Raw genomic sequence first — 26,844 nt, forward strand, 5'->3', positions numbered from 1 at the left:
CGCCGGGCGTCACACGGTCGGCGCCGCCCCCGTGCCGTCGTGCTCGTCGTCCTCCGGGAGCTTGCAGACGCGCTCCAGGAAGATGGCGGCCGCGATGACGCCGATGCCCGCGAGGACCGAGAAGCCGGCGGAGATGGCCTGGTCGCGGCGGGCGGGGTTGTCGAGGGACTCCAGCAGGAAGACGCCGGTGCCGCCGTACATCCCGGAGACGAGGGCGGCGACCAGGGCGCTGGCCTGGCCGAAGACGACCGCGCGGGCCGCCATCATGGGATCGACGCCCTTGGCGTCGGGCTGCCGGTCGCGCTGGGCTTTCAGACGGGCGCGGAGCGAGAGCGCCGTGGCCAGCAGGACCACGGCGATCAGGGTCAGCACGATGGGGGCGGCCAGGGGCACGCTCGGCAGTGTCCCGACCGAGTTCCACAGGCGGGCGCCCGCCCAGGACAGCACCCCTGCCACGACGAAGACGCCGGCCAGCACCCTGATGCGCAGCTCTTTCACAGTGTCCCTTCGGTTCCCCCGGCTCCGGCCCGGTTGCGCAGCCGTCTCGACCTTAACGGCTACTCGGGCAGCCGGAGTTCCAGGTCCGTGCGGGGCGCCACGCCTTCGCGGGTGACGGAGTCCAGCAGGCCGGCGACCGGGCCGCGGCCGGGCAGCTGCGCCTCGGGGTCCAGGTCGTGCCAGGGGGCCAGGACGAAGGCGCGCTCGTGGGCGCGGGGGTGGGGGAGGGTGAGCTGCGGGTCGTCGGAGACGACGTCGGCGTAGGAGACGATGTCGACGTCCAGGGTGCGGGGGCCCCAGCGCTCGTCCCGGATGCGGTGGAAGGCCTCCTCGACCGCGTGCGCGCGCTCCAGCAGCGAGGACGGCGGCAGGGTGGTCTTCAGGACGACGACCGCGTTGAAGTAGGCGGGCTGGCTGCCGGGCTCCACGCCCCAGGGCTCGGTCTCGTAGACCGGGGAGACGGCCTTGATGCGGACACCCGGGGTGTCCCCCAGGGCGTCGATGGCTCCCTGGAGGGTCTCCAGGCGGTTGCCGAGGTTGGAGCCGAGGGCGACCACGGCCCGTTTCGGATTGCTGAGCGTGGTGTCGGCGGCGTCGACCTTCTCGACGACGGAGGCGGGTACCGGCTGTACGGTCGGGTCGCTGGGACCCTTGAGGAAGGGTGCAGTCATACTCGGCTCCGGGTGATGGTGACGGTCACGTCGTCGAAGGGGACCGTGATCGGGGCGTCCGGCTTGTGGACGCACACCTCGACCTGCCGGACCCCGTCGTGCTTCAGACATACCTGGGCGATGCGCTCGGCGAGCGTCTCGATGAGGTTGACGGGCTCGCCCTTGACGACGGCCACGACCTCCTCGGCCACGATGCCGTAGTGCACGGTCTTCGCCAGGTCGTCGTCGGCCGCGGCCGGCCGGGTGTCCAGGCCGAGGACGAGGTCCACGATGAAGGTCTGGCCCTCCTCGCGTTCCCTCGGGAACACCCCGTGATGCCCGCGGGCCTTCAGGCCGCGCAGCGCGACACGATCCACGCGAATCACTCCTGCAATCGTCGGTCACGGCCGGTCGGTGCCGTGTGCGGGCGGCACGCCGGCCTCAGTCGAATCTACCTGCGAGCCTGGACGGGGCCGGGCCGCGGGGGCGTGGGCCCGGGCCGGGACCGGCAGGATTCATCCGGCGTTTCCCCTGGGGAACCCGGCGGCTCACGGGTTGGTAGCCGCCCATACCCGCGGCTCCGTGATTCCAACCACTTCCTGGCACGTACCCACTCAGGCGGGGGTGTCGCCCTGCTCGTCCTCGTCGGTTTCGGCCAGAACGGGGGAGGCGTGGTGCGACCAGAGTTTCCACCCCGCGGGCGTGCGCCGGAACACGTTGGTGGCGACCACGAGCTGGCCGACGAGCGGGCCGAGCTCCTCGTCGCCCTCGGGGGCCGGGCCGCCGCTGAGGATGTTCTCCGTGCAGGTCACCAGGGCGGTGTCGCCGGTGACCGAGACGTGCACGTCGGTGAGGAAGAACTGGATGTAGTCGGTGTTCGCCATGATCAGCGCGTACGACCGGAGGACCTCGCCGCGGCCGGTGAGCACCGGCCAGCCGGGGTGCACGCAGGAGACCACGCCGGTGTCGGCCGGGTCGTGGTAGGTCTCGTCGACGCCCAGGTCGGAGGGGGTCAGCCAGAGTGACGCCAGTTCCTCGAAGTCGCCTCGTTCCAGTGCCTCGTAGAAGGCGGTGTTGGCGGCCTCGACCTGTTCGACGTCGGTGTGCGGGGCGCTCACCGGGTTCCTTCTGCGCCGGTGCGTGCCTCTGCGATGGCGCGGGCGACGCGTACGGCGTCCGCGGTGGCGCGTACCTCGTGCACGCGTACCGCCCACGCGCCGGCGTGCGCCGCGAGCGCGGAGACGGCCGCGGTGGCGGCGTCGCGTTCGCGTGCGGGCGGGGGCGGGCCGTCCGGGCCGGCGAGGACCCGGCCGAGGAACCGCTTGCGGGAGGCGGCGACGAGCAGCGGGTGGCCGAGGCCGAGGACCCGGTCGAGGCCCGCGAGGAGCGCGAGGTCGTGCTCGGCGTCCTTGGAGAAGCCGAGGCCCGGGTCGACGACGACCCGGTCGGGGGTGATACCGCCCGCCAGGACGGCCTCCACGCGCGCGTGCAGCTCGTCGACGACCTCCGTGACGACGTCGGCGTACTCGCCGCGGACGTTGCCGCCCTGGAGGAAGCCGCGCCAGTGCATGACGACGAAGGGGGCGCCGGCGTCGGCGACGGCCGGGATCATGCGGGGGTCGGCGAGGCCGCCGCTGACGTCGTTGACGAGGGCTGCGCCCGCCGCGAGGGCCCGCTCGGCGACGGAGGCGCGCATGGTGTCGACCGAGACGGTGACGCCCTCGGAGGCCAGGCCGCGGACGACGGGGATGACGCGGCGGAGTTCCTCGGTCTCGTCCACCCGGGTGGCGCCGGGGCGGGTCGACTCGCCGCCGACGTCGACCAGGTCCGCGCCCTCGGTGACCAGGTCCAGGCCGTGCTTGACGGCGGCCGTGCTGTCGAAGAAGCGGCCGCCGTCGGAGAAGGAGTCGGGGGTGACGTTCACGACTCCCATGACCGCGCAGCGGTCCCATTCCGGTAGGCCCGCCACGCGCCCGCGTCCGCTCTGGTTGCTCATATGTTCAGCGTAGGCCCAGGGGACGGCCGTCAGACGCTGCGCCCGGGTCGGTCCGGACGGGTCACGCCGCTCTGACGCTCCGTTCCGTCGTCGTGCCGTGCGCGCACGGGCGGCGGCCGACCGGGCGACGGCGGCGCAGGAAGCGTGGCAGGGGAAGGGCGAGGTTGACGAAGCCCTCGGCCTGCATGGCGGCGAATCCGATGCGGGGCAGGTCGCCGGAGGCCCGGTAGACGACGAAGCGGGGCTCCCAGCGCGGCTGGAACTTGGCGTTGAACTTGTACAGCGACTCGATCTGGAACCAGCGGGAGAGGAAGACCAGCAGTCCGCGCCAGGCGCGCAGCACCGGGCCGGCGCCGATCTTCTCGCCGCGGGCCAGCGCCGAGCGGAACATGGCGAAGTTGAGGGAGACGCGCGCGATGCCGAGCTTCGGGGCGGCCTGGAGGGCGGCCACGATGAGCAGTTCGTTCATGCCGGGGTCGGCGGAGCGGTCGCGGCGCATGAGGTCCAGGGAGGCGCCGTCGGGGCCCCACGGAACGAAGTGCAGGATCGCCTTCAGGTCGCCGTAGGGGCCGGGGTGGTCGTCCTGCTTGTGGGCGGTGGCGATGAGGCAGTCGCCGTCGGCGGGGTCGCCGACGCGGCCCAGGGCCATGGAGAAGCCGCGCTCGGTGTCGGTGCCGCGCCAGTCGTCGGCGGCGCGCCGGATGCGCTCCAGCTCGGCCTCGCCGACGTCACGGACACGTCGTACCCGGGTCTCGTAACCGGCGCGCTCGATGCGTTTGACCATCTGGCGCACATTGCGCATCGCGCGGCCGGCCAGCGAGAAATCCGCGACGTCCACCACCGCCTCGTCGCCGAGTTCGAGGGCGTCGAGCCCGGTCTCGCGGGTCCACACCTCGCCGCCGGTCTCGGAGCAGCCCATGACGGCCGGTGTCCAGGAGTGGGCCTTGGCCTCGTCCATGAACCGTTCGATGGCGCCGGGCCAGGCCTCGACGTCGCCGATCGGGTCGCCGCTGGCGAGCATCACGCCGGAGACCACGCGGTAGGTCACCGCCGCCTTGCCGCTGGGGGAGAAGACGACGGCCTTGTCGCGGCGCAGCGCGAAGTGGCCGAGGGAGTCGCGGCCGCCGTGCTTGTCCAGCAGGGCGCGCAGCCGGGCCTCGTCCTCCTCGGTGAGGTGCGCGGCCGGGTGCTCGGGGCGGAAGGCCAGGTAGATGGTGGTGACGGCGGTGAGCAGGCCGAGGGCGCCGAGCGAGAAGGCGACCGTCCAGGAGGTGTTGCCCTGGTAGTCGACCGGGCCCTCGAAGCCGAACAGGCCGTAGATGACGTGGGTGATGCGGTCGGCCAGGCTCGGGTCGCCCAGCATGCGCTCGGCGTGGACGCTGACGATGAGCAGGCCCAGCAGGAGCGAACCGGCGCTCATCAGCACGAAGTTGGCGAGTGCCCGCCAGCGGCTGCGCGGGTCGGGCAGGGCCGAGAACTGGTCGCGGTGGAGCAGCAGCGGCGCCAGCAGGGCCAGGGTGATCAGCACGCCCACGATCGAGTGCCGGTACGTGAACTGCGCCACGGCACCGGCGGGCAGCAGGGCCACGGCCGCCCGCCAGGCCCGGCGCTTGCCGCGCTTGAGGCCGTGGGCGAGCAGCAGCAACAGCACCCCGGCGCTCAGGGACAGGGCGGCCGCGAACGGGCCGAGCGCGCCGGGCAGCACCTCGGCGATGGCGTGCATACGGCTGTGCCGGAAGCGCGGGAAGACGCCCGCGGCGATGTCCAGGACGCCCACCAGCGCGCAGGCTCTGCCGACCAGGGCCGGGACGGCCTCGGGGCGTGGCCCGCGCAGCCGGTGGCGCACCCGGCTCATCCGGCCCGTACCAGCCGTGGCGTTTCCGTGACTCGGAACCTCGCCCGACATTTCCTCATCTGTCCTGACAGACATCGCATCCCATAGTTCTGCGAGAGACCTTGGATCCGGTGCCGATTCGGGCATCCGGCGACATTGCGCCCTCTAGGACGGTGTCTCGGAGGGAGAGGTTCACTCCCCTCGTCAAAGCCATTTCAAAGGCCAAGGAAAGTCCGGGACAAGCCCTCGCGAGGTGTGAGTGCGGTGAGAGATCCCGGACGGAAAGCACGGACAGGTAACCACCGATGGGTCTGGGTCTCACGAGCAACAAGGTGCTGGCGCTGGCGGTACTGTCCGCCGTGCTGCTGTTCGCCGGCACGGTCTGGCTGTGGCCACGGCTGGCCCGGTGCAGCTGGCGGGCCGTGGGCGGGCGGGTCGGCCTGCTGCTCGCCACGCAGGTGGCGCTGTTCGCCGCGGTGGGCCTCGCCGCCAACCAGGCCTTCGGCTTCTACGCGAGCTGGGCGGACCTGTTCGGGCAGGAGAAGGACCAGGGCGTGGTCGTCGACCACACGCCGGGCGGCGGCCCCTTGGAGGTGGTCGGCTCACGCCGGGTGCCGGGGGCGGGCGGGCTGAGTCCCCGGGCGGGAGGCCGGATCCAGCAGATCGACATCGTGGGCCGTACGACGCGCATCGCCACGCCCGCGTACGTCTATCTGCCGCCGGAGTACTTCCAGCCGCGGTACCGCACCCGTACGTTCCCCACGGCCGTCGTGCTGACCGGTTACCCGGGTACGGCGTCGGCGCTGGTGGAGAAGCTCCACTACCCGCGTACGGCACTGGAGCTGGCCCGGGAGGGCCGGATGCCGCCGATGATCCTGGTGATGCTGCGGCCCACGGTGGCGCCGCCCCGGGACACGGAGTGCGTGGACGTACCGGGCGGTCCGCAGACCGAGTCGTTCTTCGCCAGGGATCTGCCCGACGCGTTGCGCACGCACTACCGAGTGGCCGAAAAGCCGGGCGGCCTGGGCATCATCGGCAACTCCACGGGCGGCTACTGCGCCTTGAAGATCGCCATGCACCATCCCGATGTGTATGCCGCCGGGGCGGGCTTGTCCGCGTACTACAAGGCGCCGATCGACCCCACGACGGGCGATCTCTTCCAGGGCGACAAGGGGCTCCAAAATCGCGCCGACCTGTGGTGGTACCTCAAGCACAGGCCCGCTCCCGACACTTCACTGCTCGTCACCAGCAGCAGGTCCGGCGAGTCCAACTACAAGGACACGATCCGGTTCGTGGAGCGGGTGCAGGCCACCGGGCGGACGCGGATCTCGTCGATCATCCTGGAAAGCGGCGGGCACAACTTCAACACCTGGCGGCGCGAGATTCCGGCGACGCTGGAGTGGATCGGCGGGCGGCTGAACGGCCGTCGAAAATGATCTTGGGAATTGGATCGAAGGCAGATTCCGCTTCAGCCCGAGTTCCGGTGCCGTGTGAACGCTTCGGTGTGGCTTTGTTTTTGCGGGGTGGGTCACCATGATTCGCCTACGCGCGGTAAGTTTCTGGCCATGCCACGTGGACGTCACCGCCATTCCCCGCCCTTGCACAGGCTGCTGCCCCCGTCGGCGATCGCAGGCGTCTCCCTCGTCTGCGCCCTGGGGCCCTGGGTGTTCACGGAGCCGACGGTGCTCCGCGGTCTGGCCGCGGCCGCCGCTGCGACGGCGGTCGTCGGCGCGGTCGTGCTCCGCCGCTGGGACACCCAGGCGGGCAAACGCGTCGCCGACCTCACGCGCGCGCGTGCGAGCGACGAGTGGCGCTTCGAGGAGCGGGTCGCCGAACTGGAGGCCGACCTCGAGGAGTCCCGCGAGCTGCGCGCGAAGCTGGAGCAGCGGCTGCGCGCCAAGCGCACGGAACTGGCCGGGCTGCGCAACGAGCACGCCGCACTGCTGCGCCGGTACGCCACCGCCGAGACCGAGCGCGCAAGCGTCCTGGAGGAACGCCGGGTGCTCGAGATAGAGGCGACGGCTCCGGTCCGGGCCGCACTGCCCGCGGGGGCGGCGGAGACGGCGGACGCCCCGGCGGACGCGGACGAGGCGGCCGCCGCCGCGGCTGAGGCCCTTGGCGTCGAGGAGCGGACGCCGATTCCCGCGGTGTTCTCGCCCGAGGGCACCCGGCTGTTCCTGCGTGCCGCGGCGGCACTCGCCCGGCTCGACGGCGACTCGGCCCCCGCCCCGGACCCGGACGGGGGCGGCGACGGCGATGGCGTACCGAAGGGCGACGACGCGAAGCCCGCGGGGGACGACCGGAAGGACGGCCGTCGGGAGCAGGCGCGGGAGGACGAGGCGCAGGGGCAGTCCGAGGCGGTCGCCGGGCACGAGCGCGCGACCGCCGGCACCTCCTCCACCGCGGCCGATGCCGAGCGGCTACCGCAGCCTGCCTCCCCTGCCTCCGCCGCCTCCCCTGCCCCCTCGGGTCACTACACCGTGCCGACCGCTGTGGCCGTGGTGCCGCAGACGCCTGTGCGGCGCCCTGTGTCCGAAGGCGGGTTCGACTTCTTCGGCACGAAGCAGGGGACGTCACGGGCCGCCCTGGAGGCCGTGCAGAACGAGGATCTCGCCGATGTCGTCGGCCAGGAGGCCCTCGCGCTGCACAAGGCCGAGACCGAGGCCCGGTTCAAGCCGGCGGACGAGGAGTCGCGCGGGATCGGCCAGGTCATCGACCTGACGGCGCACGACGAGACGGAGCAGATCGACGTACAGGGGCTGCGGAGCGCGGCTTCCTGACGCCCACGCTGCCCAAAAGGCCCCCCGGCCGCGGCCGGGGGGCCTTCGGCTTTCCGGTGGGTCCGTGGGTCCGGTGGGTCCGTGGGTCACGCCATCCAGCGGTCCGGCCGCGCGTCCCTGCGCCCGGTTCGTGACCGCTCCGCCTGTGCCGCCAGCAGCTCGCGCGCCTCGGTCGCGTCCCGCAGGCGTGCCGTCACCGTCTTGTTCGCGCCTGTGTCCACACACACGTCGGCCACGCCCCGGGCCCGCTCCCACGGACCCTGCGTCATCCGTACGCTCTGCACCTTGGCGTGCGGCACCAGCGCGAGGCTCCGCCGCAGCAGCCCGGACCGCGCCGCGAACACCGCGTCCGTGACGGCGAGCCCGTACCCGCGCCACCAGACCGGCACGCACCACCGGGCGCGGCGCGGCGACGGCGACAGGGCCGCCTGCTCCGGCACGGTCACACCGGGCAGCACACGCGCGACGACGGCCTCCGCGATCTCGCGCGGAGCGACCGGCACCAGCACGGAGTTGGAGGAGCCCGCCACGTCCAGCTCCACGCGCACCCAGCCGCGCCGCCGCCACAGCAGCGGCTCCACGATCCGCACGGTCTGCACCCGCCCCGGCGGCACCGTCTCGTGGGCCCGGTCCAGCAGGCCGTGGTCGAGGCGCAGCCCGTCGGGCGACTCGGCCACCGTCCAGTCGTACTCGCCGACGAACCGCCCCACGCTGCTAGCGCCCGCCGCGCCCAGCAGCGGCAGGGCGACGGCCAGGACCGTCCACACGCTCTCCGTGACCAGCCAGAGCACCGGCGGTACGACGAGCGCCGCGACCAGCGACCCCCAGGTCGCCCCGCTCAGCACCAGCGACATGGCGAGCACGCCGGGCGGCACCCGCAGCATCTGCCGGGACGGCGCCTCCCCGACCTCGTGCGCGGTCTCGGGCGCGAATCCGGCCGCCCGGGCGAGCAGTTCGGCCCGCAGCGCCCGCGCCTCGTCCGCGCCCAGGAAGGCCAGTTCGTCCTTCTTGTCGGTGCCTATGACGTCGAGTTTGAGCTTGGCGACCCCCGCGACCCGCGCGAGCAGCGGCTGGGTGACGTCGATGGCCTGGATCCGCTCCAGCCGGATGTGGGCGGTGCGCCGGAACACCAGTCCGGTGCGGATGCGCAGTTCGGTCTCGGTCACCGCGAAGCGCGTGAACCACCAGGAGCAGAAGCCGTACAGGGCCGCGGCCGGGAGGATCACGGCGAGGCCGATCAGCAGCGTGGTCGTGTCCAGCCGGGTCAGATGGCGCTGCGCCCCGTCGGGGTCGTGCACCGCCCAGCCGATCACCACGGCGACCGGCGCCCAGGCCCGCCTGAGCGGTGTGACGGGGTGCAGCCGCCGCTCGGCGGTCCCCTTGCCGGCCCCGGAGGCCTCGGTGGTCTCGGTGGCCCCGGAGGCCTCGGTGGCCCCGGAGGCCCCGGTGGCCCCGGGCGCCGTCACAGTCCCGCCGATCGGGCCTCGCCCAGCTCGGTGAGCCGGTCGCGCAGCCGTTCCGCCTCGGCCGGGTCCAGGCCGGGGATGGTCGCGTCGGTCGCCGCGGCGGCCGTGTGCAGCTGCACGCTGGCCAGCCCGAAGTGCCGCTCGACGGGCCCGGAGGTGACCTCGACCAGCTGCATCCGCCCGTACGGCACAACCGTTTCCTCGCGCCACAGAACGCCCCGGCTGATCAGCAGGTCGTCGGCGCGCTCGGCGTACCGCCAGGAGCGCCAGTTGCGCTCGATCATCACCCAGCCCCAGACCATCAGCGCCAGCGGCGGCAGCGCGCAGGCGGCCCAGGCGGGCCCGGCCATCAGGCCCGGCACCAGCCCGGCGGCCAGGCTGATCAGCCCCAGCCACACCACCAGCAGCAACCGCCGCATCTTCAGCAGCCCGGGCGGCAGCGCGATCCACACCGGCCCGTCCTCGACGGCCCCCTGCGCGCCCCGTGTCCCCGCCGCGCCCTGCGCCATTGCCGGGCCCTGTGTCCCCGCCGGCCCCGTGTCGTGCGGACTCCCCGTCTCCATGAGGCCAGCGTACGTAGGAGAGACTGTGTCCATGACTCCTACGACGGAGACCATGGTCGGAATCGGCGGCGCCGCGGAGAGCACCGACATGGTGCTCAACATCGGGCCGCAGCACCCGTCCACGCACGGCGTGCTGCGGCTGAAGCTGGTCCTGGACGGCGAGCGCATCACGCACGCGGAGCCGGTGATCGGCTATATGCACCGCGGCGCGGAGAAGCTGTTCGAGGCGCGCGACTACCGCCAGATCATCATGCTCGCCAACCGCCACGACTGGCTGTCGGCCTTCTCCAACGAACTGGGCGTGGTCCTGGCCGTGGAGCGGATGCTCGGCATGGAGGTCCCCGAGCGCGCGGTGTGGCTGCGCACGTTGCTCGCCGAGCTGAACCGGGTGCTCAACCACCTGATGTTCCTCGGCTCGTACCCGCTGGAGCTCGGCGGGATCACCCCGATCTTCTACGCCTTCCGGGAGCGCGAGGAGCTCCAGCACGTCATGGAGGAGGTCTCCGGCGGGCGGATGCACTACATGTTCAACCGCGTGGGCGGTCTCAAGGAGGACCTGCCGGCCGGGTGGACCACGCGCGCGCGTGCCGCCGTCGCCGACGTGCGTTCCCGGATGGACCGGTTCGACGACCTGGTGCTCGGCAACGAGATCTTCCGGGGCCGCACCAGGGGTGTCGGCGTCCTCAGCCCGGAGGTCGTGCACGCGTACGGGGTGAGCGGGCCGATCGGGCGCGCCTCGGGTGTCGACTTCGACCTGCGCCGGGACGAGCCGTACCTCGCCTACGGCGACCTCCAGGAAACCCTGCGGGTGGTGACCCGGCAGGAGGGCGACTGCCTCGCCCGCTTCGAGTGCCTCCTGGAGCAGACCCGCAACGCGCTGGACCTGGCCGACGCCTGCCTCGACCGGCTCGCCGAGCTGCCGCCCGGGCCGGTCAACCAGCGGCTCCCGAAGGTCCTGAAGGCACCCGAGGGCCACACCTACGCATGGACCGAGAACCCGCTCGGCATCAACGGCTACTACCTGGTCAGCAAGGGCGAGAAGACGCCGTACCGGCTGAAGCTGCGCTCGGCCTCGTACAACAACATCCAGGCGCTGACGGAGCTGCTGCCGGGGACGCTGGTCGCGGACATGGTGGCGATCCTGGGCTCGATGTTCTTCGTGGTGGGGGACATCGACAAGTAGCCGTCACACGGTGAGCACGTCCGGGACCCCGACCGGCTGCACCAGCCAGCCGAAGTCGCCCAGCCCGCCCGTCGCGGTGAGCTCGGCGGCCTCTCCGGCGCTCGCGAGGGCGCGTACGTAGGCGGCGGGGTCGGTGGACGCGAGCGTGAGCGGGGGGCGTGCGCCGGTCACGCCCAGGGCGCGCAGTGCCTCGCGCTGCGGGAGCAGGCGCCCGCCGGGCAGCGCGCACGCGTCGAGCGCGACATGGGCCGTGATGTCGCACGAGCCGTCCGGCACGGCCGCCGTCTCGCGGCCCTCCCGGAAGCCGGTGAGCGTCCCGAACGGCGGCCGCGTGTCCGCCGTGTGCGCGTAGTCCACGGCGACGGCGAGCCCCCGGTCGAGCGTGGCGACCGCCGACGCCCAGGCCTCGTCCCTGGGCAGCCCGATCTCGGCCCGCAGCCCCGCCTCGCCGGACAGCGGCCACCACCGCGCCAGCCACCGCGCCTGCGCCCCGTCGACCGGCTCCCCGAGCCGTTCGGTCCCGTCCTCCCGGACCAGCACCAGCCGCGCCATGCCCGCGGAGTCCACCTCCACGATCTCCACCGGTACGTTGTCCAGCCACTCGTTGGCGAACAGCAGCCCGGTCACGCCCTGCGGCGGCTCGGCCAGCCACTCGATCCGGTGATCGAGCCCCTCGGGCCGCTCGGCGACTTCCACGGCGTACGCGCGCGTGCGGGCCGCCACCTCGGCCGGGAGCGCGGCGAGCACCCCGCCGGCCAGCTCGCCCCGCCCGGCCGCCATGTCGACGAAGCCCAGCGCGGCGGGCCGCCCCAGCGCCTCGTCGACCCGGCACAGCAGCGCCGCCACAGCCCCGGCGAACAGCGGCGACGCGTGCACGGACGTGCGGAAGTGCCCGGCCTGCCCTCGGCCCGGCGGTAGAAGCCGCCCGGCCCGTACAGGGCCTCCCGCGCCGCAGTACGCCACCCGCGCCACTCCGGCCCCTGGTGTTCCTCTGGTCCCTCGCCCCTCGTCACCGCTGTCACCGGGCCAGGCTAAGGGGACACAACGAACGCAACTCCACCTTGCGGAGTACGCGCGCCCGGTGCGGATCGGCCCTCCGGTTGACCCCTGCACCTATCCCGCTTCCCTACGCTGGGTTACGTGCAGCGCCTCTATGACTTCCTCCGCAGGCACCCGATGTGGGTCGACGGCTCCTGGGCCGTGGTCCTCCTCGGGATTTCCGTGGTCGGCGGAGCGTCGGGCGGATTCGGCCCCCCGGCCGTCGCCGTTCCGCTCTCGCTGCTTCTGTGCCTGGTGGTCGCGCTGCGCCGCCGCATGCCGGAGAAGATGCTGCTGCTCGCGACCGCGGTCGGTGTGGCCCAGCTGATCACCGACGTCGAGATGGGCCCCCACGACTTCGCCATGCTGGTGATCGTCTACACGGTCGCCGCGGAGGGCGCGCGCTGGGCTTCCCGTTTCGCGCTGGCCGCCGGCCTGTGCGCGGCTCCCGTGGCCCACCTGCGCTGGCCGAGCGACCAGACGAACGTCGCGGGCAACATCGCCCTGACGGTCTTCATGACCGTGCCCTTCGCCCTCGCCTGGGTGCTCGGCGACTCCATCCGCACCCGCCGCGCCTACTTCGCGCAGCTGGAGGAGCGGGCCGCCCGCCTGGAGCGGGAGCGCGAGGCGCAGTCCAAAGTCGCCGTCGCCGCGGAACGCGCCCGTATCGCCCGCGAGTTGCACGACGTCGTCGCGCACAACGTCTCGGTGATGGTGGTGCAGGCCGACGGCGCCGCCTACGTCCTCGACGCCGCGCCCGACCAGGCGAAGAAGGCCCTGGAGACCATCTCCTCCACCGGCCGCCAGGCCCTCGCCGAGATGCGCCGCCTGCTCGGCGTGCTGCGCACCGGAGAGCACGAGGAGGCCGGCGAGTACGTGCCGCAGCCCGACGTCCAGCAGATCGAGGACCTCGTCGAGCAGTGCCGCGGGCACGGACTGCCCGTCGACTTCAAGGTCGAGGGCACCCCCCGCCCGCTGCCCAGCGGCGTAGAGCTCACCGCCTACCGCATCGTGCAGGAGGCGCTCACCAACACCCGCAAGCACGGCGGGCCGGGCGCGGGCGCGAGCGTGCGCCTGGTGTACTTCGACGACGGCCTCGGCCTGCTCGTCGAGGACGACGGCAAGGGCGCCCCGCACGAGCTGTACGAGGAGGGCGGGTTCGACGGCCAGGGCCACGGCCTGATCGGCATGCGGGAACGGGTCGGCATGGTCGGCGGCACCCTGGACGCCGGCCCGCGCCCGGGCGGAGGATTCCGCATCAGTGCCCTGCTGCCGCTCAAACCCGCTAGCTGAGCTCGGCCCACGCCCCTCGCTGACACCTGTAACGAAAGACATGGAAGAGGCTCCGATGACGATCCGCGTGATGCTCGTCGACGACCAGGTGCTGCTGCGCACCGGGTTCCGGATGGTGCTCGCCGCCCAGCCGGACATGGAGGTCGTGGCGGAGGCGGGCGACGGGGTCGAGGCCCTCCAGGCGCTGCGCTCGACCGAGGTCGACGTGGTGCTGATGGACGTCCGCATGCCGAAGCTCGACGGTGTGGAGGCGACCCGCCGGATCTGCGCGGACACCGACCCGCCGAAGGTGCTCATCCTGACCACCTTCGACCTCGACGAGTACGCCTTCTCCGGGCTGAAGGCGGGCGCCTCCGGCTTCATGCTCAAGGACGTGCCGCCCGGGGAGCTCCTCACCGCGATCCGCGCCGTGCACAGCGGTGACGCGGTCGTGGCGCCCTCCACCACCCGGCGGCTCCTGGACCGCTTCGCGCCGATGCTGCCGGGCACCAAGCAGCCCCAGCACAAGGAGCTGGAGCGGCTCACCGAGCGCGAGCGCGAGGTCATGGTGCTGGTCGCGCAGGGCCTGTCCAACGGCGAGATCGCGGCTCGGCTGGTGCTGTCGGAGGCGACGGTGAAGACGCACGTGGGCCGCATCCTGACCAAGCTGGGGCTCCGGGACCGGGTGCAGGTGGTGGTGCTGGCATACGAGACGGGGCTGGTGCGGGCCGGCGGGCACGGCTGAGCGGTGTGGGACGCCCGGTGAGTGGCGTGGGACGGCCGGCTATCTGAGGATCCCTTCCAGGAACTCGCTGCCGAGCCGGGCCACCACCGTCACATCCAGCTGGTGCAGGACGTAGCGCCCGCGGCGACGGGTGGTGATCAGGCCCGCCTTCTTCAGCACGGCCAGATGCCGGGATATCTCCGGGGCCGTCATGCCGTGCACCTGCGCGAGCTCGCCGGTGGTGTACGCGCTGCGGGCCAGATTGCGGCACATGCGCATGCGCACGGGGTGGGACAACGCGGTCATGCGCAGGGTCAGCTGCTCCAGCGTGGGCGGGGCGGCGAGCTCGGGGGAGCCGACCGGGTAGTGCAGCACCGGCTGCCAGCCGTACCGGTGCAGGACCATCAGGTGCGGCCAGCCCAGGCTCGTCGGGACGAGCAGCAGGCCGTCGTCGCCCGTGGCCGTACGGCCGTCGCCCAGCTTGTCGACCGTGATGTCGGCGGCGGCCTCGTCGAGCGTCACCGCCGGGGACACCGCGGCGAGGGCCTCGGCCAGGCCCCGGTGTCTGAGGAGGTCCGTCTTGTGGCGGGCGTCCGCCGCCAGCTGGTGACGCAGCCGGGACCACGCCTCCGCGAAGAACGCCTCGTCGCAGTCTCGGAGGAACTGCCGCAGCCAGGCCCGGATCCGGGGCGGGTCGGCCAGCAGCCGCTCGCTGAACCGCAGCTGCCGCGGCCCGCGCGCGGCGGCCAGGTCCAGCGACCGGCGGCGCACCTCGGGGTCGGACAGCGCGGTGGGCCCGCACGAGCCGTACCAGACGGCACAGGTGAACTCCAGCGCCGCGTCCACGAACTGTTCGTCCGTCAGCTTGTCCAGCAGGTCCAGTTCCTCGGCGAGCGTGGCGCACGGCAGTGCGCCCGGGTCCGGGATGCCCGCGTACGGCAGGAACAGGTCCGAGAACGTCGTCCGCCACAGGAAGTCGGCCTCGCACATCCGGTCGGCCAGATGCGGGTCGAGCCGCGCGGTCACGCCCGTCACCCAGCCCTGGAGGCCCGGGTGGTGACCGGGCTCGGACAGCGCGTGCAGCGCCATGCCGAGCTCGGCCAGGGGTGAGGGCACGACGGCGACTTGCTCCGGCCGCAGCCCCGCGATGTCGATGCGCACGCTCATGCCCTCATGGTGCACCCCGCCACTGGCAACGCCCCGTCGATTGACGGGCCTCGTCAATCGACGCGACGCCGCCTCCGGCACGGGCGCAGTGTGGGACGACCGGGGCAGCCGCGGAGCCTTCGGACCTCCATCACCCCGTCCCGCAGAGGCGATCCACCATGAGCATCACGCAGCAGTACCTCCTCGACACCTACCGCGCCCGGCAGAACGGCGAGTCCGCCCCGCCCGCCCCCGGCACGCACGACTGGCAGGTCGTACGGGAATGGCGCGACGAACGGCAGTTCCGGGCGGTCCTGGTGGGCCGCCCGGCCCGCCATCGGTTCCGGGCCGCCCTGAACCGGTGGCGGCAGCGCCCTACCTGACCTCCTCCGGCAGCCGGGCCACGAACTTCGCCACCGCGCTCTTGACGTCCTCGGCGGTCCACTCCAGCCCGGCGGACCGCACATGCACCTCCGTGCAGGCCAGGCCCGGACCGCTCCGGTCCCAGGCGTCGCCGAACAGGACGGTGCCGGTCTCCTCGGCCGTGCGCACCGCCGCCTCCGTCAGGACGTCCGCGTCGTACGGCAGCCACACCTGGAATTCGTGGGTGTGCGGCACCTCCGGGTGCACGCGCGCCCACGGCAGCCCGGCCGCCGCGAACCCCTCGCGCAGGGCGGCGGCCACCACGCGCGCGTGGGCGACGTACTCCGGCAGCCGGGGCAGCTCCCGCTCCAGTCCGACCAGTGCCGACAGGACCGTCGGGAACTGCTGGAAGACCTGGCCGCCGTACCGGTGCCGCCAGGCCTTCGCCTCCTCCACCAGCTCCCTGGGCCCGGCGAGCGCCGCGCCGCCGAACGCCTCCAGGGACTTGTAGAACGACACGTAGACGCTGTCGGCCAGGCCCGCGATCTCCTCCAGGGACCGGCCGAAGTGGACCGTGGACTCCCACAGCCGGGCCCCGTCGAAGTGCACCACCGCGTCCCGCTCCCGGGCGGCCGCCACCACCTCGGTCAGCTCCTCCCAGGAGGGCAGCACGAAACCGGCGTCCCTCAGCGGCAGTTCCAGCATCAGCGACCCGAAGGGCTCCTCGAAGTCGCGCACCTCGGCGGCGGTGGGCAGCCGCGGCTCGCCCGTCACGCGCACCGGCCGCAGGCCGCTCACCTCGCTGAACGCGTTCCGCTCGTGCACCTCGGGATGGCCGAGCGCGTGCAGGGCGACGGTCGGGTTGCCGGTGCGGCCCGCCCAGCAGCGCAGCGCCACCTGCTGGGCCATCGTGCCCGTCGGGAAGAACGCGGCGGCCTCGGTGCCGAGCAGTCCGGCGACCTTCGTCTCCAGCGCCTCGACGACGCCGTCGCCGTAGACGTCGGACAGCTCGTCCAGGTCGTACAGGCCCTCCGCCCCGTCCAGCTCCGTCAGCCGCTCCCGGAGCGTCTTGTGGAAGCCGAAGCGCGCGAACACCCGCCGTGCGCCCCGGTGGGCGGCCAGCCGCCGCTCACGGAGCCGTGACCTCCGGTCCTCGTCCGACAGGTGCCCGGTCGCCCGCTCGTCCTGTTCCGCCGTGTCGCTCATGGCCCGGATCATCCCGCGCGCGGGTGCGGACGGGCACCCGGTTTTCCAAGCGGGAATGCACACCGTTTTCCCTGTGGGAATGCACACCCTGTGGACAACCGAACACCCCTCGAACCGATCGCGTTAACATGACGAGAAATCGTCCGGTACCCGGAGCGGACTGGAACGGGAAGGCCGCCGTCGAGTGAACACAACCCCACAGCCAGACCCCAGGGACCGCCCCGCGCGGCTCACCGTCGGCGTCGTCGGCGCCGGCCGCGTGGGACCCGCACTGGCCGCGTCCCTCCAGCTCGCCGGGCACCGCCCGGTCGCCGTATCCGCGGTTTCCGACGTCTCCCGGCGCCGCGCCGCGCAACTGCTGCCCGACGTGCCGGTGATGCCGCCCGCCGAGGTCCTCCAGCGGTCCGAGCTGGTCCTGCTGACGGTTCCGGACGACGCCCTGCCCGAGCTGGTCGCGGGCCTCGCAGACACCGGGTCCGTACGGCCGGGACAGCTGCTCGTCCACACCTCCGGGCGGTACGGCGCGCGGGTGCTGGACCCCGCCCTGCGCGCGGGCGCCCTGCCGCTCGCGCTGCACCCCGCGATGACCTTCACGGGCACGCCCGTGGACGTCCAGCGGCTGGCCGGCTGCTCCTTCGGCGTGACCGCGCCCGAGGAACTGCGACTGGCCGCCGAGGCCCTGGTCATCGAGATGGGCGGCGAGCCGGAGTGGATCGCCGAGGAGAACCGGCCGCTCTACCACGCGGCCCTCGCGCTCGGCGCCAACCACCTGGTCACCCTGGTCGCCCAGTCCCTGGAGCTGCTGCGCGCGGCCGGGGTCGCCGCCCCCGACCGGATGCTCGGCCCGCTGCTCGGCGCGGCCCTCGACAACGCCCTGCGCTCCGGCGACGCGGCCCTCACCGGCCCGGTCGCGCGCGGGGACGCGGGCACGGTCGCCGCGCACGTCACCGAGCTGCGCCGGCACGCCCCGCAGGCCGTCGCCGGCTACCTGGCGATGGCCCGAGCGACCGCCGACCGGGCCCTGGCCCACGGCCTGCTGAAGCCGGAGCTCGCCGAGGACCTCCTCGGGGTACTCGCCGACGGAACCGACGGCACCGAAGGGGACGCCTGATGACCACCACCCTGCTCAGCACCGCCGGTGAACTGCACGCACGCGCGCGTACGGGCCGCCGCGCCGTGGTGATGACCATGGGGGCGCTGCACGAGGGCCACGCCACGCTGATCCGCACCGCGCGCGCCATCGCCGGCCCCGACGGCGAGGTCGTCGTCACCGTCTTCGTCAATCCGCTCCAGTTCGGCGAGGGCGAGGACCTCGACCGCTACCCGCGCACCCTGGACGCCGACGTGAAGCTGGCCGGGGAGTCGGGCGCGGACGTCGTGTTCGCCCCGTCCGTCGACGAGGTCTACCCCGGCGGCGAGCCCCAGGTCCGCATCACCGCGGGCCCCATGGGCGAGCGGCTGGAGGGCGCCTCCCGCCCGGGCCACTTCGACGGCATGCTCACGGTCGTCGCCAAGCTGCTGCACCTCACCCGCCCCGACGTCGCCCTGTACGGCCAGAAGGACGCCCAGCAGCTCGCCCTGATCCGCCGCATGGTGCGGGACCTGAACTTCGGCGTGGAGATCGTAGGCGTCCCCACCGTCCGCGAGGAGGACGGCCTGGCCCTGTCCAGCCGCAACCGCTACCTCTCGCCCGCCGGGCGGCGCACCGCCCTCGCGCTGTCCAGCGCCCTGTTCGCGGGCCAGGACCGGCACGCCGCGCAGGAGGCGCTGCGCGCCCGTGCCCGCGAAGTTCCCGCCACACGCGCGCGTGCCGAGGCCCTCAGCGCCATAGGCGAGTCCCGCGCGGCAGCGGACGCGCACGCCGTCGCGACGGCCGTCCCGGGCGGCCCGGCCGCCGTCCGCGCGGCCGCCCGCCAGGTCCTCGACGAGGCCGCCCGGCTCGATCCGCCGCTCGTGCTGGACTACCTCGCCCTGGTCGACCCGACGGACTTCACCGAGATCGGGGACGACTTCACCGGCGAAGCGGTCCTCGCCGTCGCCGCCCGGGTCGGGACCACCCGGCTGATCGACAACATCCCGCTCACCTTCGGAACCTTCGGAGCCGCCTCGTGACCACCACAGGCATACGACTGCACGCGCCCGCACCCGGGTGGTCCATCTCCGCGGACGTGGTCGTCGTCGGCTCCGGCGTCGCCGGCCTCACCGCCGCCCTGCGCTGCGAGGCGGCCGGCCTCACCACCGTCGTCGTCACCAAGGCCCGCCTGGACGACGGCTCCACCCGCTGGGCCCAGGGCGGCATCGCCGCGGCCCTCGGCGAGGGCGACACCCCCGAGCAGCACCTGGACGACACCCTGGTCGCGGGCGCGGGTCTGTGCGACGAGGAAGCGGTCCGCCTCCTCGTCACCGAGGGCCCCGACGCCGTCCGCCGCCTCATCGAGACCGGCGCGCACTTCGACGAGTCGTCCGAAGGACAGCTGGAACTCACCCGCGAGGGCGGCCACCACCGCCGCCGCATCGCCCACGCCGGCGGCGACGCCACCGGCGCCGAGATCTCCCGCGCCTTGGTCGAGGCGGTACGCGCGCGTGGCCTGCGCACGGTCGAGAACGCGCTCGTCCTGGACCTCCTCACGGACGCCGAGGGCCGCACGGCAGGCGTCACCCTGCACGTCATGGGCGAGGGCCAGCACGACGGTGTGGGCGCGGTACACGCCCCCGCTGTGGTCCTGGCGACCGGCGGCATGGGCCAGGTCTTCTCGGCGACGACCAACCCCTCGGTCTCCACGGGCGACGGCGTGGCCCTGGCGCTGCGCGCGGGCGCCGAGGTGAGCGACCTGGAGTTCGTCCAGTTCCACCCGACGGTCCTCTTCCTGGGCTCCGACGCGGAGGGCCAGCAGCCCCTGGTCTCCGAGGCGGTGCGCGGCGAGGGCGCCCACCTGGTCGACGCCGACGGTGTGCGCTTCATGCGGGGGCAGCACGAACTGGCCGAACTCGCCCCGCGGGACATCGTGGCCAAGGGCATCATGCGCCGCATGCACGAGCGGGACGCCGAGCACATGTTCCTCGACGCCCGGCACTTCGGCGCCGACATGTGGGAACACCGCTTTCCGACGATCCTCGCCGCCTGCCGCGCCCACGGCATCGACCCGGTCACCGAGCCCATCCCGATCGCCCCGGCCGCCCACTACGCCTCCGGCGGCGTCCGCACCGACTCCCGGGGCCGTACGACCGTCCCCGGCCTGTACGCGTGCGGCGAGGTCGCCTGTACCGGCGTGCACGGCGCCAACCGCCTTGCCTCCAACTCCCTCCTCGAAGGCCTGGTCTACGCCGAGCGCATCGCGGCGGACATCGCGGCGAACGGCCTCGACGCGCGCGTGCCGCAGCCACTCCCGCACCCGGAGATCCCCGAGCACCCCCTGCTCACCCCCGAGTCCCGCTTCACGATCCAGCGGATCATGACGAACGGGGCCGGTGTCCTGCGCTCGGCGGAGTCCCTCGCCAAGGCCGCCGACCAGCTCCAGCAGCTGCACACCGACGCCCGCGACGCCCTCGCCGAGAACGGCAAGACCGCCGAGGCCGGCGTCGACACCTGGGAGGCCACCAACCTGCTGTGCGTGGCCCGCGTCCTGGTCACCGCGGCCCGGCTGCGCGAGGAGACCCGGGGCTGCCACTGGCGCGAGGACCGCCCCGAGCGCGACGACACCACCTGGCGGCGCCACATCGTCGTACGCCTGAACCCCGACCGCACGCTGGCCGTGCACACCACCGACACCACACACTTCCCTTCGACCCTCCCTCCCCAGGCCTCTCAGGAGCAGTGACCGACGTGAGCACCCCCGACCTTCCCCTCGCCTCGTCCGGAGGCTGCGGCGACGGCTGCGCCTGCGGCGCGGACGACGAGGCGTACCTGGAGTGCGGCCTGGACCCCGCACTCGCCCAGCTCCTGGCCGACGCCGGCCTCGACCCCGTCGAGGTCGAGGACATCGCCAACGTGGCCCTCCAGGAGGACCTGGCTCACGGCGTGGACGTGACGACGGTGGCGACCATCCGCGAGAACGCGGTCTCCACCGCCGACTTCACGGCCCGTGAGGCGGGTGTGGTGGCGGGGCTGCGGATCGCCGAAGCGGTGATCTCCGTTGTCTGCGAGGAGGAACTCGCGATCGAACGCCACGCGGAGGACGGCGACCGCGTCGAGGCGGGCCAGAAGCTCCTCTCGGTCACCACCCGCACCCGCGACCTCCTCACGGCCGAACGCAGCGCGCTGAACATCCTGTGCCGCCTGTCGGGCATCGCGACGGCCACGCGCGCGTGGGCGGACGTCCTGGACGGCACGAAGGCCAAGGTCCGCGACACCCGCAAGACGACACCCGGCCTGCGCTCCCTCGAGAAGTACGCGGTCCGCTGCGGCGGCGGAGTCAACCACCGCATGTCCCTCTCGGACGCGGCCCTGGTCAAGGACAACCACGTGGTCGCCGCGGGCGGCGTCGCCCAGGCCTTCAAGGCCGTACGCGAACGCTTCCCCGACGTCCCCATCGAGGTCGAGGTCGACACCCTGCACCAGCTCCGCGAGGTCCTGGACGCAGGCGCCGACCTGATCCTCCTGGACAACTTCACGCCGGGCGAGTGCGCGGAGGCGGTCGCCATCGTCCAGGGCCGCGCCGCCCTGGAGGCCTCGGGCCGGCTGACCCTCGACAACGCCAAGGCGTACGCCGACACCGGCGTCGACTACCTGGCCGTCGGAGCCCTCACCCACTCCTCGCCGATCCTGGACATCGGCCTGGACCTTCGGCCGGCGGAGTAGGGGAGCGGGTACGGGCCATGCTGCTGACGATCGACGTAGGGAACACCCACACCGTCCTGGGCCTGTTCGACGGTGAGGACATCGTCGAACACTGGCGCATCTCCACGGACGCGCGCCGCACCGCCGACGAGCTGGCGGTCCTCCTCCAGGGCCTGATGGGCATGCACCCGCTCCTCGGCGACGAACTGGGCGACGGCATCGACGGCATCGCCATCTGCGCGACCGTCCCCTCGGTCCTGCACGAACTCCGCGAGGTGACCCGCCGCTACTACGGCGACGTCCCGGCGGTCCTCGTCGAACCGGGCGTCAAGACGGGCGTCCCGATCCTCATGGACAACCCCAAGGAGGTCGGCGCGGACCGCATCATCAACGCGGTCGCGGCGGTCGAGCTCTACGGCGGCCCCGCGATCGTCGTCGACTTCGGCACGGCGACGACGTTCGACGCGGTCAGCGCGCGCGGGGAGTACGTCGGCGGGGTCATCGCCCCCGGCATCGAGATCTCCGTCGAGGCCCTCGGCGTACGCGGCGCCCAGCTCCGCAAGATCGAGGTGGCCCGGCCTCGCAGCGTCATCGGCAAGAACACGGTCGAGGCGATGCAGTCGGGCATCATCTACGGCTTCGCCGGCCAGGTCGACGGGGTCGTCAGCCGCGTGGCCCGCGAGCTGTCCGACGACCCGGACGATGTCACGGTCATCGCGACGGGCGGTCTCGCGCCGATGGTCCTGGGCGAGTCGTCGGTCATCGACGAACACGAGCCGTGGCTGACGCTGATCGGGTTGCGACTGGTGTACGAGCGGAACGTGTCGCGCATGTGAGGCGGGGCGCGGCGCTGATGCTGGAGTGGGTGGGCGCGCAGCTGGGTGGCCACATGACGGGCACCCTCCGGCGCGGGCACCCTCCGGTGCGCACCCTCCGGCGCGCACCCGCCCACCTGGGTGGCCACATGACGGGCACCCTCCGGCGCGGGCACCCTCCGGTGCGCACCCTCCGGCGCGCACCCGCCCACCTGGGTGGCCACATGACGGGCACCCTCCGGCGCGCACCCGCCCACCTGGGTGGCCTCCCCGCGCCACACCTGTCCGCTATGCAGAATTTGTCTGATTAGCGCGTATCCTCGCCGCATGCCCACGCCATACGGATCCCGCGGCGGCATGGCGTTCGGCGTGGAGGAGCTGCGTGTGCTCCGCCGCGCTCTCGCCCTCGCCCTCCACCCCACCTCCGCCTCGGCCGACGACGTCCAAAACTGCTTCCGCCTCGCAGAGTCGCTCGACGAGGCGATGCGGGAGGGCGCCAGGCTCCGCGCCTTCCTCGTGGCCGACCTCGGCCGGTACCGCGCCGCCCTCCCCGGCACCGCCGCCGGCTACCTCACGCTCCTGGATGAGGCGCTGGGTGCCGGCTACCGCCCCCACTCCGACGACCTCGCCGCCCTCCGCGCCCTGCGCGGCAACCCCACCGCCGCCACCCTCCTGGAACGCTGCGACCTGCTCACAGGGCAGCAGCCCGCACGCACGGGCTCGCACTCCCCCTCGACGGCCGCCCACTCGTCCGGCCACCCGGTCGTGCCCGGCACCCCCACCGTCCCCGCCTCCCGCACCCGTATTCGCCTCCTGCCCCTTCCCGGAGGCCGCTCCAGCGCCGATGAGAACACCCCGGAGAAGCAACCGGAGGAGAAGCCCGCGCGAAAGCCGGCGGCCCCGAAGCCCGCCCCCAAGCCCGCCCCGGCCCCCCCGAAGCCCGGCCGCCCGATCCCCACCCCGGGCGAGGTCTTCCCACGCCGCAAGCCCACCCCGCCGCCCCCGGCCAACCCCCAGCAGCTCGCCGCCGGCTGACGTGGCTACTCTGGATCCATGGACTACGTCTCCGCGCTCCTGCCCCCGGTCGTCATGGCCATCTTCTTCATCGGTGTGATCCGGGTGATCGTGAAGACGCAGGGCGGCGCCAACAAGGCCAAGGAGGACGCGGCTGTCGACGCCGCCCTCGCGCGCGTGGAGGGCGCCCGCCAGTCCTCCGCGACGCCCCCGAAGGCCGAAGCCTGACCCGACCGCTGCCACCCCTGGGCGCAGCGCTCTGACGGCGTACGACTCCGTGCGGCCCGCTCCCCGCGGGGCCCGCACTTTCGAGTCGTACGCCCTTTTTGCTCCCGTTCGCCGGTGAAGTGCACGTCCGACACGGCATTACCGAGTTCTCCCACTATTGTTCTGTGGTGTGCCTCGCCCATTGGGAGAACTCGAAGACGCGGTCATGTCGCGGGTGTGGAAGTGGAACCGCCCGGTGACCGTTCGAGAAGTCCTGGAAGATCTTCAGAAGGAGCGGTCCATCGCGTACACCACCGTGATGACCGTTTTGGACAATCTCCATCAGAAGGGCTGGGTGCGCCGCGAGGCGGAAGGCCGTGCCTATCGATATGAGGCGGTCTCCACACGCGCCGCCTACGCCGCCGCCCTGATGAACGAGGCCTGGTCGCAGAGCGACAACCCCGCCGCGGCTCTTGTCGCCTTCTTCGGGATGATGAGCGACGAACAGCGAGAGGCTCTCCGCGATGCCGTGCGCATCGTCCAAGGCCCGGAAACCCAGAAACCGACCGGACCGTCGGAACCGGCCGAACCGGCGGAACGAACCGAACCAGCGGAACGGGCGGAACCGGCGGAACGAGCCGAACCGCAGGAGAACCCCGCCTCTGCTCAGGACCTCGGGGAGCGATAGCGTCCCGTCATGTCCGCGAAGAGCCCCGAAGCCCCCGCAAAAGCCATCACCGTCCGTCGGGCCCGTACCAGCGATGTCCCGGCCGTCCGCCGCCTCCTCGACGCCTACGTCCGCGGCGGCATCCTGCTCGACAAAGCAACGGTGACGCTTTACGAGGACATCCAGGAGTTCTGGGTCGCGGAACGGGACGACAACGCCGAGGTCGTCGGCTGCGGCGCCCTGCACGTGATGTGGGAAGACCTCGCGGAAGTGCGCACTCTCGCCGTGAAGCCCGGCCTGAAGGGCGCGGGCGTCGGGCACCAGTTGCTGGAGAAGTTGCTGCACACCGCCCGCTGGCTCGGCGTTCGCCGCGTTTTCTGTCTGACCTTCGAAGTGGACTTCTTCAGCAAGCACGGCTTCGTGGAGATCGGCGAGACGCCTGTCGACACGGATGTCTACGCGGAGCTGCTGCGTTCCTATGACGAGGGTGTCGCGGAGTTCCTCGGTCTCGAACGAGTGAAACCGAACACCTTGGGCAACAGCCGGATGCTTCTGCATCTGTGATCGCCGGGACGGACGCACAAGCCAGTTGCACGTCGTTCGCGAGACCGCCCGCCCGGTTCGGCAAGGCATATTCCGCACGGCCGCCCTGCCCAGGTGCCCTATGTCCGAAACGCGCACGTTTCCGGGCGGTGGCGTGGCTGCTGGTCTCTGCCGAGGGTTTGTGTTTTTCCGGCAAAAGCGGTTTGCTTTCCGAGGTACTGCAGTACTGCATATAACAGGGGACGGCGATACGGCGGACGCCGGCACACCCCCGGCCCTGAAGATATCGATGAAAGGAAATCCGGTGGCACAGAAGGTTCAGGTCCTTCTTGTCGACGACCTCGACGGCGGCGAGGCGGACGAGACCGTGACGTTCGCGCTGGACGGTAAGACGTACGAGATCGATCTCACCACCGCCAATGCGGACAAGCTCCGCGGCCTTCTCGAGCCTTACGTGAAGGGCGGTCGTCGTACCGGAGGCCGTGCTTCGGGCGGGCGTGGAAAGGCTCGCGCGGCTTCGAGCGGCAGCCAGGACACCGCGGCCATCCGCGCCTGGGCGAAGGAGAACGGCTACGAGGTCAACGACCGCGGCCGTGTTCCCGCGACCATCCGCGAGGCCTACGAGAAGGCCAACGGCTGAACAGCGGCACTACCGACCCTGCGCACGCAAGGCCGGCGGCTGAGCGCACGCGCGCCGCAGCCGGACCCGGTGGCACTGCGTGGCCACCGTGTTCACCAGCCGCACGAGATCGGGGGCATCTCCACCGCCCCCCAACGCCGACAGTGTCGGCAGCGAGGCCTCGACCTCGCATCCCGGCTCGGGGGGCCGCAGCCACACAGCGGCCCCCTGGGAACCGAACCGGCCCGGGGGAAGCGGCCGGCCACGGCAGAAGCCGGGCTCGGGGGACAACGCGCCGTCCGTCTCGGGGGCCGACGGCGCACACGCCTGACGAGGCACCAGCCCGCCCCGCCCGCAGGCCGCCGGCACAAACCCCTCACAGGGCAGCGGCCCGCCCCTCCCGCGCGACACCGAGCCGTCCGCTTCGCGGAACATCGGAGCGATCGTCTTGCAGGGCAGTGGTCCGCCGTTCTCGCGTTTCTCGCGCGACGCCGAGTCGTCCGTCTCGCGGAAGAGTGACGCGTCGGTGCCGTGGGGCAGCGGCCGGCCTGCCGCGCACGGCATCGAGCCGTCCGTCTCGCAGGGCAGTGGCCGGTCCTTCTCGCGCGGCACCGAGCCCTCCGCCCCGCGGCACAGCCCGTCCGTCTCGCAGCGCAGCAGTCCGCCCCTCTCGTGTGCCAACGGCGCCTCCATCCCCGGCGGCCGCGGCGCCTCCATGGCGCCCCCCGCCCCGATCGCCGTGAGGTCGAGCGGCAGTGTCCCCCACTCCAGCCACTCCAGCAGCCCGGGTAGTTCCTCCGCGGTGCCCGGTGCCACCAGGAGCCGCAAGCGGTCGCCGAGTACGGCCACCGGGGAGGCCGGCTCCAGGCGTCGCAGGGCCGCGTGTCCCGCCTCGGCCGGTACGTCCAGGACGTCGTAGCGCACCCCTACCGCCAGCCGCAGAGGAGCGCCGGGCACCGTCGGCCAGCCCAGTTCGTTCTCGTACCACCGCCGGACCGGACAGCTCGCGTCAGGCGGTCGGCGGGGGAGCGGGATGGGGCGGGGGGCGCCGAACATGCCAAGTGCAACAGCCGGAAGGGCGCTCCGGTTACGCTGGGTATAGTTTCGAGCGCACATGGTGGCGAAATGGGGGCGTGCCGGGGGTGCGGGGAGGCGCAAGGTTGTTCGCCCGTAGCGGAGGGAAGGGGGGCGCTCGGCATGGACTTCCGGTCCGTACGGGTAAGACATCCCTAGTGGGAGGGGGCGACACGCAGGAAAGGCCGTCTCACGTTCGCCATGGGCGTACTGGCGAAGGGGGTAACTGCCTGGCCTGCGGGAACATCGTCTCGCACCATCGGGTTGGAGCAGATGTCGGCGTTCGGGGTCAGGAGGCCAAGGACGGTGTCGGCAGTTGGAATGAGCGGTCCCCGCTTGCGGGACTAAGCTGCGGAAGGACAGGGAGGGGAAGTTCCCCCCACTGCCTGACCGCTCTGAGGAGCGATTA

Annotated in this window: 27 protein-coding genes and 1 pseudogene; 16 read left to right on the top strand and 12 right to left on the bottom strand. The window is 72.7% G+C overall.

Translation table 11 applies throughout. The features are described from left to right. Positions 1 to 9: 9 nt before the first annotated feature. From V8690_RS24520 to V8690_RS24545, 6 genes are all read right to left on the bottom strand, one after another. The gene (locus tag V8690_RS24520) at positions 10 to 498 is read right to left on the bottom strand and encodes a DUF3180 domain-containing protein (protein ID WP_338782069.1); all 489 of its coding nucleotides are present in this window, start codon (positions 496 to 498) and stop codon (positions 10 to 12) included. A gap of 59 nt (positions 499 to 557) precedes the next feature. Then, positions 558 to 1,169: a 2-amino-4-hydroxy-6-hydroxymethyldihydropteridine diphosphokinase gene (gene folK, locus V8690_RS24525; RefSeq protein ID WP_338782071.1), complete on the bottom strand. Its 612-nt coding sequence runs from the start codon at positions 1,167 to 1,169 to the stop codon at positions 558 to 560. Further along, positions 1,166 to 1,525, bottom strand: coding sequence for a dihydroneopterin aldolase (gene folB, locus V8690_RS24530; protein ID WP_338782073.1), 360 nt, complete (start codon positions 1,523 to 1,525; stop codon positions 1,166 to 1,168). The genes folK and folB overlap by 4 nt, the downstream gene beginning before the upstream one ends. 237 nt (positions 1,526 to 1,762) lie before the next feature. After that, positions 1,763 to 2,266 (bottom strand): nuclear transport factor 2 family protein, encoded by a 504-nt coding sequence (locus tag V8690_RS24535; RefSeq protein WP_338782074.1) that lies wholly within the window; start codon positions 2,264 to 2,266, stop codon positions 1,763 to 1,765. Further along, entirely contained in the window at positions 2,263 to 3,144 is an 882-nt protein-coding gene (folP, locus tag V8690_RS24540; protein WP_338782076.1) for a dihydropteroate synthase, read from the bottom strand. The genes V8690_RS24535 and folP overlap by 4 nt, the downstream gene beginning before the upstream one ends. 61 nt (positions 3,145 to 3,205) lie before the next feature. Continuing rightward, positions 3,206 to 4,999: a phosphatidylglycerol lysyltransferase domain-containing protein gene (locus V8690_RS24545; protein ID WP_338782078.1), complete on the bottom strand. Its 1,794-nt coding sequence runs from the start codon at positions 4,997 to 4,999 to the stop codon at positions 3,206 to 3,208. A 290-nt stretch (positions 5,000 to 5,289) separates the two neighbouring features. On the opposite strand from V8690_RS24545, the gene V8690_RS24550 reads away from it, so the two are divergent. Continuing rightward, the gene (locus V8690_RS24550) at positions 5,290 to 6,414 is read left to right on the top strand and encodes an alpha/beta hydrolase-fold protein (protein WP_338785443.1); all 1,125 of its coding nucleotides are present in this window, start codon (positions 5,290 to 5,292) and stop codon (positions 6,412 to 6,414) included. 129 nt (positions 6,415 to 6,543) lie between these two features. Continuing rightward, entirely contained in the window at positions 6,544 to 7,758 is a 1,215-nt protein-coding gene (locus tag V8690_RS24555) for a hypothetical protein (RefSeq protein WP_338782080.1), read from the top strand. A gap of 86 nt (positions 7,759 to 7,844) precedes the next feature. Here the strand turns inward: V8690_RS24555 and V8690_RS24560 are convergent, their stop codons facing one another. Together V8690_RS24560 and V8690_RS24565 are read right to left on the bottom strand one after the other, a co-directional pair. Beyond that, positions 7,845 to 9,119, bottom strand: a complete 1,275-nt coding sequence (locus tag V8690_RS24560; RefSeq protein ID WP_338785444.1) for a PH domain-containing protein — start codon at positions 9,117 to 9,119, stop codon at positions 7,845 to 7,847. Positions 9,120 to 9,220: 101 nt separating this feature from the next. Then, complete coding sequence (locus V8690_RS24565) at positions 9,221 to 9,787, bottom strand: PH domain-containing protein (protein ID WP_338782083.1); 567 nt, start codon at positions 9,785 to 9,787, stop codon at positions 9,221 to 9,223. A gap of 31 nt (positions 9,788 to 9,818) precedes the next feature. On the opposite strand from V8690_RS24565, the gene V8690_RS24570 reads away from it, so the two are divergent. After that, entirely contained in the window at positions 9,819 to 10,970 is a 1,152-nt protein-coding gene (locus V8690_RS24570; protein ID WP_338782085.1) for an NADH-quinone oxidoreductase subunit D, read from the top strand. Between the two features lie 3 nt (positions 10,971 to 10,973). On the opposite strand, the pseudogene V8690_RS24575 reads toward V8690_RS24570, so the two are convergent. After that, positions 10,974 to 11,992: pseudogene (locus V8690_RS24575) on the bottom strand (SAM-dependent methyltransferase). A 118-nt stretch (positions 11,993 to 12,110) separates the two neighbouring features. Between V8690_RS24575 and V8690_RS24580 the strand changes: the two are divergent. Further along, entirely contained in the window at positions 12,111 to 13,301 is a 1,191-nt protein-coding gene (locus V8690_RS24580) for a sensor histidine kinase (RefSeq protein WP_338782087.1), read from the top strand. A 55-nt stretch (positions 13,302 to 13,356) separates the two neighbouring features. Then, on the top strand, positions 13,357 to 14,025 hold the full coding sequence (locus V8690_RS24585; protein ID WP_338782089.1) for a response regulator transcription factor: 669 nt from the start codon (positions 13,357 to 13,359) through the stop codon (positions 14,023 to 14,025). Between the two features lie 39 nt (positions 14,026 to 14,064). Here V8690_RS24585 and V8690_RS24590 read toward each other — a convergent pair whose 3' ends face one another. After that, entirely contained in the window at positions 14,065 to 15,171 is a 1,107-nt protein-coding gene (locus V8690_RS24590) for a DUF5937 family protein (RefSeq protein WP_338782091.1), read from the bottom strand. Positions 15,172 to 15,329: 158 nt separating this feature from the next. Here V8690_RS24590 and V8690_RS24595 point away from each other — a divergent pair, with 158 nt between their 5' ends. After that, the gene (locus V8690_RS24595; protein ID WP_338782093.1) at positions 15,330 to 15,533 is read left to right on the top strand and encodes a hypothetical protein; all 204 of its coding nucleotides are present in this window, start codon (positions 15,330 to 15,332) and stop codon (positions 15,531 to 15,533) included. On the opposite strand, the gene V8690_RS24600 is transcribed toward V8690_RS24595, so the two are convergent. Next, entirely contained in the window at positions 15,526 to 16,719 is a 1,194-nt protein-coding gene (locus tag V8690_RS24600) for a beta-eliminating lyase-related protein (RefSeq protein WP_338782095.1), read from the bottom strand. The two genes, V8690_RS24595 and V8690_RS24600, sit on opposite strands and share 8 nt — an antisense overlap. A 184-nt stretch (positions 16,720 to 16,903) precedes the next feature. Here V8690_RS24600 and V8690_RS24605 point away from each other — a divergent pair, with 184 nt between their 5' ends. From V8690_RS24605 to V8690_RS24650, 10 genes are all read left to right on the top strand, one after another. Further along, positions 16,904 to 17,830, top strand: coding sequence for a DUF2520 domain-containing protein (locus V8690_RS24605; protein WP_338782097.1), 927 nt, complete (start codon positions 16,904 to 16,906; stop codon positions 17,828 to 17,830). After that, the gene (gene panC, locus V8690_RS24610) at positions 17,830 to 18,831 is read left to right on the top strand and encodes a pantoate--beta-alanine ligase (protein ID WP_338782099.1); all 1,002 of its coding nucleotides are present in this window, start codon (positions 17,830 to 17,832) and stop codon (positions 18,829 to 18,831) included. Before V8690_RS24605 ends, panC begins: the two co-directional genes overlap by 1 nt. Next, on the top strand, positions 18,828 to 20,537 hold the full coding sequence (locus V8690_RS24615) for an L-aspartate oxidase (RefSeq protein WP_338782101.1): 1,710 nt from the start codon (positions 18,828 to 18,830) through the stop codon (positions 20,535 to 20,537). Before panC ends, V8690_RS24615 begins: the two co-directional genes overlap by 4 nt. Positions 20,538 to 20,542: 5 nt before the next feature. Continuing rightward, positions 20,543 to 21,517, top strand: a complete 975-nt coding sequence (gene nadC / locus V8690_RS24620) for a carboxylating nicotinate-nucleotide diphosphorylase (protein WP_338782103.1) — start codon at positions 20,543 to 20,545, stop codon at positions 21,515 to 21,517. Between the two features lie 17 nt (positions 21,518 to 21,534). Further along, positions 21,535 to 22,332, top strand: a complete 798-nt coding sequence (locus tag V8690_RS24625) for a type III pantothenate kinase (protein WP_338782105.1) — start codon at positions 21,535 to 21,537, stop codon at positions 22,330 to 22,332. 336 nt (positions 22,333 to 22,668) lie between these two features. Next, positions 22,669 to 23,346, top strand: a complete 678-nt coding sequence (locus V8690_RS24630) for a hypothetical protein (RefSeq protein ID WP_338785445.1) — start codon at positions 22,669 to 22,671, stop codon at positions 23,344 to 23,346. A gap of 18 nt (positions 23,347 to 23,364) precedes the next feature. After that, a complete protein-coding gene (locus tag V8690_RS24635) occupies positions 23,365 to 23,553 on the top strand; it encodes a hypothetical protein (protein WP_338782107.1) in 189 nt (62 codons plus the stop codon). A 169-nt stretch (positions 23,554 to 23,722) separates the two neighbouring features. Beyond that, entirely contained in the window at positions 23,723 to 24,220 is a 498-nt protein-coding gene (locus V8690_RS24640; RefSeq protein WP_338785446.1) for a BlaI/MecI/CopY family transcriptional regulator, read from the top strand. A 9-nt stretch (positions 24,221 to 24,229) separates the two neighbouring features. Continuing rightward, positions 24,230 to 24,763: an amino-acid N-acetyltransferase gene (locus V8690_RS24645; protein ID WP_338782109.1), complete on the top strand. Its 534-nt coding sequence runs from the start codon at positions 24,230 to 24,232 to the stop codon at positions 24,761 to 24,763. Positions 24,764 to 25,046: 283 nt separating this feature from the next. Then, complete coding sequence (locus V8690_RS24650; protein ID WP_010048839.1) at positions 25,047 to 25,382, top strand: Lsr2 family protein; 336 nt, start codon at positions 25,047 to 25,049, stop codon at positions 25,380 to 25,382. 9 nt (positions 25,383 to 25,391) lie between these two features. On the opposite strand, the gene V8690_RS24655 is transcribed toward V8690_RS24650, so the two are convergent. Continuing rightward, on the bottom strand, positions 25,392 to 26,417 hold the full coding sequence (locus V8690_RS24655; RefSeq protein ID WP_338782113.1) for an SCO3374 family protein: 1,026 nt from the start codon (positions 26,415 to 26,417) through the stop codon (positions 25,392 to 25,394). Between the last annotated feature and the right edge of the window lie 427 nt (positions 26,418 to 26,844).

The sequence above is a fragment of the Streptomyces sp. DG1A-41 genome, from assembly GCF_037055355.1.
GTDB lineage: Bacteria > Actinomycetota > Actinomycetes > Streptomycetales > Streptomycetaceae > Streptomyces.

Coding starts and splice junctions, on each gene's coding strand:
- folK (WP_338782071.1), bottom strand. CDS start 1,169: ATGACTGCACCCTTCCTCAAGGGTCCCAGCGACCCGACCGTACAGCCG.
- folP (WP_338782076.1), bottom strand. CDS start 3,144: ATGAGCAACCAGAGCGGACGCGGGCGCGTGGCGGGCCTACCGGAATGG.
- V8690_RS24545 (WP_338782078.1), bottom strand. CDS start 4,999: ATGAGCCGGGTGCGCCACCGGCTGCGCGGGCCACGCCCCGAGGCCGTC.
- V8690_RS24555 (WP_338782080.1), top strand. CDS start 6,544: ATGCCACGTGGACGTCACCGCCATTCCCCGCCCTTGCACAGGCTGCTG.
- V8690_RS24565 (WP_338782083.1), bottom strand. CDS start 9,787: ATGGAGACGGGGAGTCCGCACGACACGGGGCCGGCGGGGACACAGGGC.
- V8690_RS24570 (WP_338782085.1), top strand. CDS start 9,819: ATGACTCCTACGACGGAGACCATGGTCGGAATCGGCGGCGCCGCGGAG.
- V8690_RS24585 (WP_338782089.1), top strand. CDS start 13,357: ATGACGATCCGCGTGATGCTCGTCGACGACCAGGTGCTGCTGCGCACC.
- V8690_RS24590 (WP_338782091.1), bottom strand. CDS start 15,171: ATGAGCGTGCGCATCGACATCGCGGGGCTGCGGCCGGAGCAAGTCGCC.
- V8690_RS24595 (WP_338782093.1), top strand. CDS start 15,330: ATGAGCATCACGCAGCAGTACCTCCTCGACACCTACCGCGCCCGGCAG.
- V8690_RS24600 (WP_338782095.1), bottom strand. CDS start 16,719: ATGAGCGACACGGCGGAACAGGACGAGCGGGCGACCGGGCACCTGTCG.
- panC (WP_338782099.1), top strand. CDS start 17,830: ATGACCACCACCCTGCTCAGCACCGCCGGTGAACTGCACGCACGCGCG.
- V8690_RS24625 (WP_338782105.1), top strand. CDS start 21,535: ATGCTGCTGACGATCGACGTAGGGAACACCCACACCGTCCTGGGCCTG.
- V8690_RS24630 (WP_338785445.1), top strand. CDS start 22,669: ATGGCGTTCGGCGTGGAGGAGCTGCGTGTGCTCCGCCGCGCTCTCGCC.
- V8690_RS24635 (WP_338782107.1), top strand. CDS start 23,365: ATGGACTACGTCTCCGCGCTCCTGCCCCCGGTCGTCATGGCCATCTTC.
- V8690_RS24645 (WP_338782109.1), top strand. CDS start 24,230: ATGTCCGCGAAGAGCCCCGAAGCCCCCGCAAAAGCCATCACCGTCCGT.
- V8690_RS24655 (WP_338782113.1), bottom strand. CDS start 26,417: ATGTTCGGCGCCCCCCGCCCCATCCCGCTCCCCCGCCGACCGCCTGAC.